7 protein-coding genes are annotated in these 7,553 nt (G+C 73.8%); 6 read left to right on the top strand and 1 reads right to left on the bottom strand.

The genetic code is table 11. From position 1 onward, the window contains the following. From IMZ11_RS33260 to IMZ11_RS33240, 5 genes are all read left to right on the top strand, one after another. On the top strand, positions 1-1,283 hold a 1,283-nt coding region (locus IMZ11_RS33260; RefSeq protein WP_228646368.1), incomplete at its 5' end, for a glycerophosphoryl diester phosphodiesterase membrane domain-containing protein. Next, the gene (locus IMZ11_RS33255; RefSeq protein ID WP_228646367.1) at positions 1,280-1,942 is read left to right on the top strand and encodes a DUF4129 domain-containing protein; all 663 of its coding nucleotides are present in this window, start codon (positions 1,280-1,282) and stop codon (positions 1,940-1,942) included. The genes IMZ11_RS33260 and IMZ11_RS33255, both read left to right, overlap by 4 nt. Next, positions 1,939-3,105, top strand: a complete 1,167-nt coding sequence (locus tag IMZ11_RS33250) for a DUF4350 domain-containing protein (protein ID WP_228646366.1) — start codon at positions 1,939-1,941, stop codon at positions 3,103-3,105. Before IMZ11_RS33255 ends, IMZ11_RS33250 begins: the two co-directional genes overlap by 4 nt. Beyond that, entirely contained in the window at positions 3,102-4,076 is a 975-nt protein-coding gene (locus IMZ11_RS33245; protein WP_228646365.1) for a MoxR family ATPase, read from the top strand. Before IMZ11_RS33250 ends, IMZ11_RS33245 begins: the two co-directional genes overlap by 4 nt. Positions 4,077-4,128: 52 nt before the next feature. Next, positions 4,129-5,487: a DUF58 domain-containing protein gene (locus tag IMZ11_RS33240; protein ID WP_228646364.1), complete on the top strand. Its 1,359-nt coding sequence runs from the start codon at positions 4,129-4,131 to the stop codon at positions 5,485-5,487. Between the two features lie 61 nt (positions 5,488-5,548). Here IMZ11_RS33240 and IMZ11_RS33235 read toward each other — a convergent pair whose 3' ends face one another. Next, positions 5,549-6,541, bottom strand: coding sequence for a stage II sporulation protein M (locus IMZ11_RS33235; RefSeq protein ID WP_228646363.1), 993 nt, complete (start codon positions 6,539-6,541; stop codon positions 5,549-5,551). 45 nt (positions 6,542-6,586) lie between these two features. On the opposite strand from IMZ11_RS33235, the gene IMZ11_RS33230 reads away from it, so the two are divergent. Beyond that, positions 6,587-7,522 carry an RDD family protein gene (locus IMZ11_RS33230; RefSeq protein ID WP_228646362.1) on the top strand — a complete coding sequence of 312 codons (936 nt, stop codon included), beginning with the start codon at positions 6,587-6,589 and terminating at the stop codon, positions 7,520-7,522. Positions 7,523-7,553 lie beyond the last annotated feature (31 nt).

The following is a 7,553-nucleotide window of genomic DNA, read 5'->3' as shown; positions in this document are numbered from 1 at the left end:
CGCCTCCCCCGCCACCGCCGTACGGGCAGCACCCGGGAGGACAGCACCCCGGAGGCCAGCAGTACGGAGGCCAGCAGTACGGGCAGCAGCAGTACGGGCCGCCATATGGGCAGCCGTACGGACAGCCGTACGGGCCAGGACCGCAGGGGTTCCGCCCGCCGCCGCAGGCCCCGCGCCCCGGCATCATCCCGCTGCGGCCGCTCGCGCTCGGCGACATCCTCGACGGCACGATCAAGATGGTCCGCTCGAACCCGAAGGCCACCCTCGGCCTGTCGGCGATCGTCGCGGCGATCACCACGCTGCCGGTCTCCGTGGGGCAGGCGATCTATATCCGGTCCTTCGGCGACGCCATCACCGATCCCGAGATGGCGGATCCGTCCTCCGCACTGGGCGGGATGGCCGCGCAACTCGTGGGCACGCTGATCTCGCTGGCGCTGACCTTCGTGGCGACCACGATCCTGACCGGCGTCCTGACCCGGGTGCTCGGCCGCGCGGTGTTCGGCGGGCGGATCACCGTCGGCGAGGCCTGGCGGCTGACCAGGAGGCGGGTTCCCGCCCTGTTCGGCCTCGTGGTCCTGGAGAGCCTGATCCTCATCGTGCCCGCGCTGCTCATCGTCGGTCTGGTCGTCGCGCTGGGCGCCTCGGGGGCCCTGGACGGGACAGCGGGTTCCTCCACGGGCGCCCTGGGCGCGTTCTTCGGCCTCATGGTGCTGTTCATCGTCATCTACATCCCGTACGCGCTGTTCTTCACGACCAGGTTCGCGCTGGCGGCGCCGGCCGTGGTGCTGGAGGGACGCGGCCCGACGGACGCCATGTCCCGTTCGTGGCGGCTGGTCAAGGGCGACTCGTGGCGGGTCCTCGGCATCCTGCTGCTGACCGGCCTGCTCGTCGGGATCATCGGGTCCGTGCTCTCCTTCCCGTTCTCGTTCGCGGGGACGATCCTCGGCGTCGCGGCCGGGTCGTCGGCGGGGACCGCTGTGATCGTCACCATCCTCACGACCATCGGCGGCACACTGAGCTCGATGATCACCTATCCCTTCCAGGCCGGCGTGAACGGCCTGCTGTACGCCGACCGGCGGATGCGGGCGGAGGCGTTCGACCTGGTGCTGCGGTCGGCGGCGGCGCAGAACCAGACGCAGGGCTGGGTGCACGCCTCGGTCGACGACCTGTGGGATCCGTCCAACGCCGCGGCCGCCGGCTCGGGCGCGTCGGCGTACGGCGCCCACGACACCGGCGGCGCACAGGGCACGTCCGGCACACACCCCTTCGGTCCAGGGTCGTGACCCTGCCCGCCTTCCCATGGACAGCGGCCCTGGCGGCGCTGGACCCGCCCGTCGACATCGGCCGCGAGGAGGCCCGGCGCGAGGCCGCCGAGGAGCTGCTGCGCTCGAGGTACCACCAGGAGCCGCTGGTCGACCGGTTGTGGCGGCACCTCACGCAGCTCCTCGGTGACCTGCTCGACTCCACGACCGGAGGGCCGGGCAGCGGCCTCTGGGCGCTGTTCCTCATCGTGGCGATCATCGTGCTCCTGGCGGCGCTGCTGGTGTGGTCCCTGCGGCGGATGTCCCGCGGCCGGCGCGCCGAGGATGAGGCGATCTTCGACGGCCGGGAGCGCACGGCCGCCGAGCACCGCACCGAGGCCGAACGGCTGGCGACCGCGGGAAGCTGGGCGGAGGCGATCAGGGAACGGCTCCGGGCGATCGCCCGCGATCTGGAGGAGCGGGCCATCGTCAGTCCCATGCCCGGCCGTACCGCCGCCGAGCTGGCCGCGGACGCCGGCCGGGCGCTGCCCGACCACGCCGCCGGGCTGGGCGCCGCCGCGCGCCTCTTCGACGACGTCACGTACGGCGAGTCCCCGGGCACCGCGGAGGGCTACGCGAGCCTGGCCGAGCTGGACCGGCGCCTCGCGGCGGCCCGCGTGTGCCTGCGGGCGGACGCGTGAGCACGGTGACCGCGCCGTCGTCGGCCTCCACGTCCCCGACGACCCGGAGCATGTGGCGGGGCGGCCGCGGCATCCTCCTGGTCGGGCTGCTGGTGCTGGTCACCGCGCTCGTCCCCGTGCTGCTGTCGTCGCCGGGAACGGAAGGCCGCCCGCTCGACCCCGGCGATTCCTCGGACGTGGGCGCCAAGGCACTCGCGCAGCTGCTCGGCGGCCGGGGCGTGTCCGTCGAACGCGTCGACAGCGTCTCCGCCCTCATCAACGCCGCGGGCCCCGACAGCCAGCTCCTCATCGGCGACACCGACTTCCTCAGCGAGAACGACGCGCGCAGGATCGCCGGATCGGGGCAGGACAGGCTGCTCGTCGGCGCGGTACCGCACCTCGACGTCCTGGCCGGAGGACTCCTCGTCAAGGAGCGTGTGCGGAGCAGGTCCCGGGAGCCGCGCTGCGACCTCCGGGCGGCGACCGGGGCGGGCAGCGCCCACCTGGGCGGCGTCTCCTTCACCGCCCCCACCGGTGGAGCCGGCTGCTATCCGGCCGCCGGGCACCCGACGCTCGTGCGGTACACGACCGGCGGACGGACGGTCACCGTGGTCGGCGACGGCGCGTTCATGACGAACCTGCGCCTCGCGGAGGACGGCAACGCCGCGCTCGCGATGAACCTGGCCGGGGCCAAGCCCCGGCTGATCTGGCTGGTCGCCCCCGAGCAGTGGGATCCCGCCCTGGCCGGGCCCGAGGGCAAGAGCTTGGGCGAGCTCATCCCGTCCGGCGTCGGCTGGGCGGTCGTGCAGCTCGCCGTCGCGGTGGGCGTGGTGGCCCTCTGGCGGGGACGCCGCCTCGGACCGGTCGTCGCCGAACGGCTGCCGGTCGTCGTCCGGGCGGCCGAGACCGTGGAGGGACGCGGCCGGCTCTACCGGGCACGACGGGCCAGAGACCGCGCCGCGCTGGCGCTGCGCGCCGCCGCGATCGACCGGCTGGCTCCGCGCCTGGGGCTGCCACCGACGGCCGCGCCCGACGAGGTCGTCGCCGCGACGGCCGCACGGACCGGGCTGGACGCGCGGGAGGTGCGGGCCACGCTGTACGGCGCCGTGCCCGCGGACGACGGCGGGCTGGTGGCCCTGGCCGGATACCTCGACACACTGGAAAGGCAGGTACGAGACTCTTGACCACATCTTCACCCGGGTCCCCGGGGGCGGACGCGGCCCGCGAGGCGCTCGCCACGTTGCGCGCCGAGGTCGCCAAGGCGGTGGTGGGACAGGACTCGGTCGTCACCGGGCTGGTGATCGCACTGCTGTGCCGGGGGCACGTGCTGCTCGAAGGCGTCCCCGGGGTGGCCAAGACCCTGCTGGTCCGTACGCTGGCCGCGACGTTGTCGCTCGACTTCAAGCGGGTGCAGTTCACCCCCGACCTGATGCCGGGCGACGTGACCGGCTCGCTCGTCTACGACGCCAGGACGGCCGAGTTCGAGTTCCGCGAGGGGCCGGTGTTCACCAACCTGCTGCTCGCCGACGAGATCAACCGGACGCCTCCGAAGACCCAGGCCGCCCTGCTGGAGGCGATGGAGGAACGCCAGGTCAGCGTCGACGGCGCCGCGCGCAAGCTGCCCGACCCGTTCATCGTCGTGGCGACGCAGAACCCGATCGAGTACGAGGGCACCTACCAGCTTCCCGAGGCCCAGCTGGACCGGTTCCTGCTCAAGCTGACCGTGCCGCTGCCGCCGCGCGAGCAGGAGATCGCCGTGCTGGAACGGCACGCGCTCGGCTTCGACCCCCGTGACCTGTCCTCGATCGCGGCCGTGGCGTCCGCCGCCGACCTGGAGGCGGGCCGTGAGGCCGTGAAGCAGGTCCACGTGGCGCCGGAGGTGCTCGGCTACGTCGTCGACCTGGCCCGCGCCACCCGGCAGTCGCCCTCGCTGCAGCTCGGGGTGTCGCCGCGCGGCGCGACGGCGCTGCTCGCGGCCGCGCGGGCGTGGGGCTGGCTGTCCGGCCGGGCCTACGTGACCCCGGACGACGTGAAGGCGCTCGCCCGGCCCGCCCTGCGGCATCGCGTCCAGCTCCGTCCCGAGGCCGAACTGGAGGGTGCGACGCCGGACGGCATCCTGGACGGCATCCTCGCCGGCGTCCCCGTCCCCCGTTGATCCGGCCCGGGGCAACCGATATGTGGGATGCGATGAACGCGGAGACGACGCGGTGGCGCTGACGGGACGAGCGGGACTGCTCGCGGCTCTCGGCGCCCTCGTGGTGCTCGCCGCCCCCGACCCGCCCATGGCCGTCCTGGGTGTCGCGCTGCTCCTCGCCGCACTCGTCGTGATCGACCTGCTCTTCGCGGGCGGAGTGCGCGGGCTGCGCTTCCACCGGGACGGCGAGCGACTGGTGCGGCTCGGCGAGTCGGTCACCGTGGGACTGGTCGTGGAGAATCCGGGCCGCCGCCGGGTCAGGGGGGTGGTGCGCGACGCCTGGCCGCCATCGGCGGGGTCCGCGCCGCGCCACCTCCGCGTGGACGTCCCCTCCGGGCAGCGGCGCCGCCTGGTCACCACCCTGACCCCGACGAGGCGGGGCGACCGCGAGGCGGTGACGGTGACCGTGCGGTCGCTCGGCCCGCTCGGACTGGCCGCGCGCCAGGGGTCGCACGTGGTCCCGTGGTCGGTGCGGGTGCTGCCGCCCTTCCTCAGCCGCAAGCATCTGCCGGGCAAGCTGGCGCGGCTCCGGGAGTTGGACGGCCGTCACCCGGCGCTCGTACGGGGCCAGGGCACCGAGTTCGACTCGCTCCGCGAATACGTGGTCGGTGACGACGTCAGGTCCATCGACTGGCGGGCCAGCGCCCGGCGCAGCGACGTCGTGGTGCGCACGTGGCGCCCCGAGCGCGACCGGCGGGTGCTGATCGTCCTCGACACGGGCCGCACGTCCGCGGGCCGCGTCGGCGTGGCGCCGGGTGCGGCTTCGGGTGTCGCCCCTGGTGTGGCTCCGCTGCCCGGCCAGGCGTCCGGGTGGCCCAGGCTCGACTGGTCGATGGACGCCGCGCTGCTGCTCGCCGCCCTCGCGTCGCGGGCGGGTGACCGGGTGGACTTCCTGGCCTACGACCGGACGGTGCGCGCCTGGCTGTCCGGGGCGTCCCGTACGGACCTGCTGTCGTCGCTGGTCAACGCGATGGCGCCGATCGAGGCGGAGCTGGTGGAGGCCGATTCGCCGGGCATGGTCGCCGCCGTCCTGGCCAGGGCCAAGCGCCGCTGCCTGGTGGTGCTGTTGACCGACGTCAACGCGGCCGCGATGGAGGAGGGGCTGCTGCCGGTGCTGCCCCGGCTGTCGTCCCGCCACACGGTGCTGGTCGCCGCCGTCGCCGATCCGCGGGTCGCCGCCATGGCGTCCGGGCGGGGTACGGCGGAGCAGGTCTACGACGCCGCCGCGGCCGAGCGGCTTCGGGGCGAGCGGCGCAGGATCACCGCCCGCCTGCGCGGCCAGGGGGTCGAGGTGGTCGACGCCCTCCCGGAGGACATCGCCCCCGCGCTCGCCGACGCCTATCTGGCGCTGAAGGCGGCCGGACGCTTGTAGCTGTGTCTAGTGGGGCACCGTGGCGATTGATGGTGCTCGGCGGCCACCAGGCACCGAACCATCAGACGGTAGGAGCGAGGTCGGGGGCCTGTTCGATGTCGCCGGTCTCGCCCGCGCGGGCCGCCCGGCGGCCGAACACCGCCACGTAGACCAGGAAGAGGACCTCGGCCGCCGCGCCGATGCCGATCCGGGCCCAGGTCGGCAGGCCGGACGGCGTGACGCCCGCCTCGATCAGGCCGGAGAGCAACAGCACGACGACGAGGCCGAGCGCGACGCTCATCACCGCGCGTCCCTGCTCGGCGAGGGCCTCGCCGCGCCGTCGCGGCCCGGGGTCGATGACCGTCCAGCCGAGCCGCAGACCGACACCGGCGGCGAGGAACACCGCGGTGAGCTCCAGGAGGCCGTGCGGGAGGATCAGTCCCCAGAAGACGTCGGCCTTGCCGTGCGCCGTCATCAGCCCGCCGATGACGCCCACGTTGGCCGCGTTCTGCCACAGGATGTACGGGATCGGCAGCCCGAGGACGATGGCCGAGATGATGACCTGCGCCGACACCCAGGCGTTGTTGATCCACACCTGGCCGGCGAACGAGGCGGCCGGGTTCTCCGAGTAGTAGTCGGCGAAGTCGTGCTCGACCAGCTGCTTGATCTCCTCCGGGGTGCCGACGACGGCCTGCACGGCCGGATCGCCCGCGACCCACACCCCCATCACGTACGCGACCGCGAGGGAGGCGAGGGTGGCGCCGAGCCACCAGCGGCGGGCGCCGTAGGCCACGACGGGGAAGGACACGGTGAAGAACCGGACGACCTCCCGCCAGGCGGGTGTGTGCGCCCCCGTGACGGCGGAGCGGGCGCGCGCGACCAGCGAGGAGAGGCGGCCGACCAGGACCGCGTCGGTCGAGGCGGAGCGGACGACGGACAGGTGGGTCGCGGCCCGCTGGTAGAGCTCGACGAGCTCGTCCACCTCGGCGCCGTCGAGTCGATGGCGCCGCCGCACCAGGTCGTCCAACCGGTCCCACGTCGGCCGGTGGGCGGCGACGAACGCATCGATGTCCACGGACCGAACTCTATCGAGCGGTAATACCCCAGTAGGGTGCGATATGTGGCCGATGTTGTGACCGGCGAGGCCGTCGTCGTCGAGGTGCGGATCGCGCAGCTCCCCAGCCGGGGCGTCGCGTATCTCATCGACTGGATCATCCAGTGGATCATCCTCATCGTGATGTACATCCTGCTGGGGACCGCGTCGTTCGTCACGGACACGGCCATGACTGCGGGGTTGATGATCCTGCTCACCGTGCTCGTGATCGTGGGCTACCCCGTCGTGTTCGAGACGGCCGGTCGGGGGCGCAGCCTCGGCAAGCTGGCCATGGGCCTGCGCGTGGTCAGCGACGACGGCGGGCCCGAGCGGTTCCGCCAGGCGTTGTTCCGCGGTCTCGCGGGCTTCCTGGAGTTCTGGATGTTCTTCGGCGCGCCCGCGCTCATCACGTCGCTGGTGAACCAGCGGGGCAAGCGGCTCGGGGACGTCTTCGCGGGCACGATCGTCATCGGCGAGCGGGGGCCGCGCCAGGAGCCGCCGCCCGAGATGCCGCCGCAGCTCGCGCCGTGGGCGAGCTCCCTGGAGTTGTCGCAGCTGTCGGTCGATCTGGCCGACACCGCCAGGCAGTACCTGACGCGCTGGCACCAGCTCTCCCCCGACGCGCGGCACCAGATGGGCGTCAGGATCGCGAGCCAGGTGGCCGCCCGCGTGGCTCCCCCGCCGCCTCCGGGACTGCCGCCGCACACCTACCTCGCCGCCGTCCTGGCGGAGCGGCGCCGCCGCGAGGAGGTACGGCTCGCACAGGTGAGAGCCGCCGCCACGCCTTACGGTGGCCCTCCGTACCCGGGCGCGCCGTACGGGGGCGCTCCGCCCGCACCACAGCCGGAGCCACCGGTTGCGTCGAGGTGGGAACCGTCGGGGCGGGAACCGTCGGGGTGGGAACCGCAGCCTCCGTCGAACCCCGCCGGGCCGACCCCGGGAGGATTTGTCCCCCCAAGCTGAGGTGTAGACACCCCAAAGCGGGGCACAAGAG

Origin of the sequence: Microtetraspora sp. AC03309 (assembly GCF_020826795.1) — a bacterium.
Taxonomy (GTDB): Bacteria; Actinomycetota; Actinomycetes; order Streptosporangiales; family Streptosporangiaceae; genus Microtetraspora; species Microtetraspora glauca.
The sequence above is the reverse complement of the archived record's forward strand: the minus strand, read 5'-3'. Positions and strand labels throughout refer to the sequence as shown.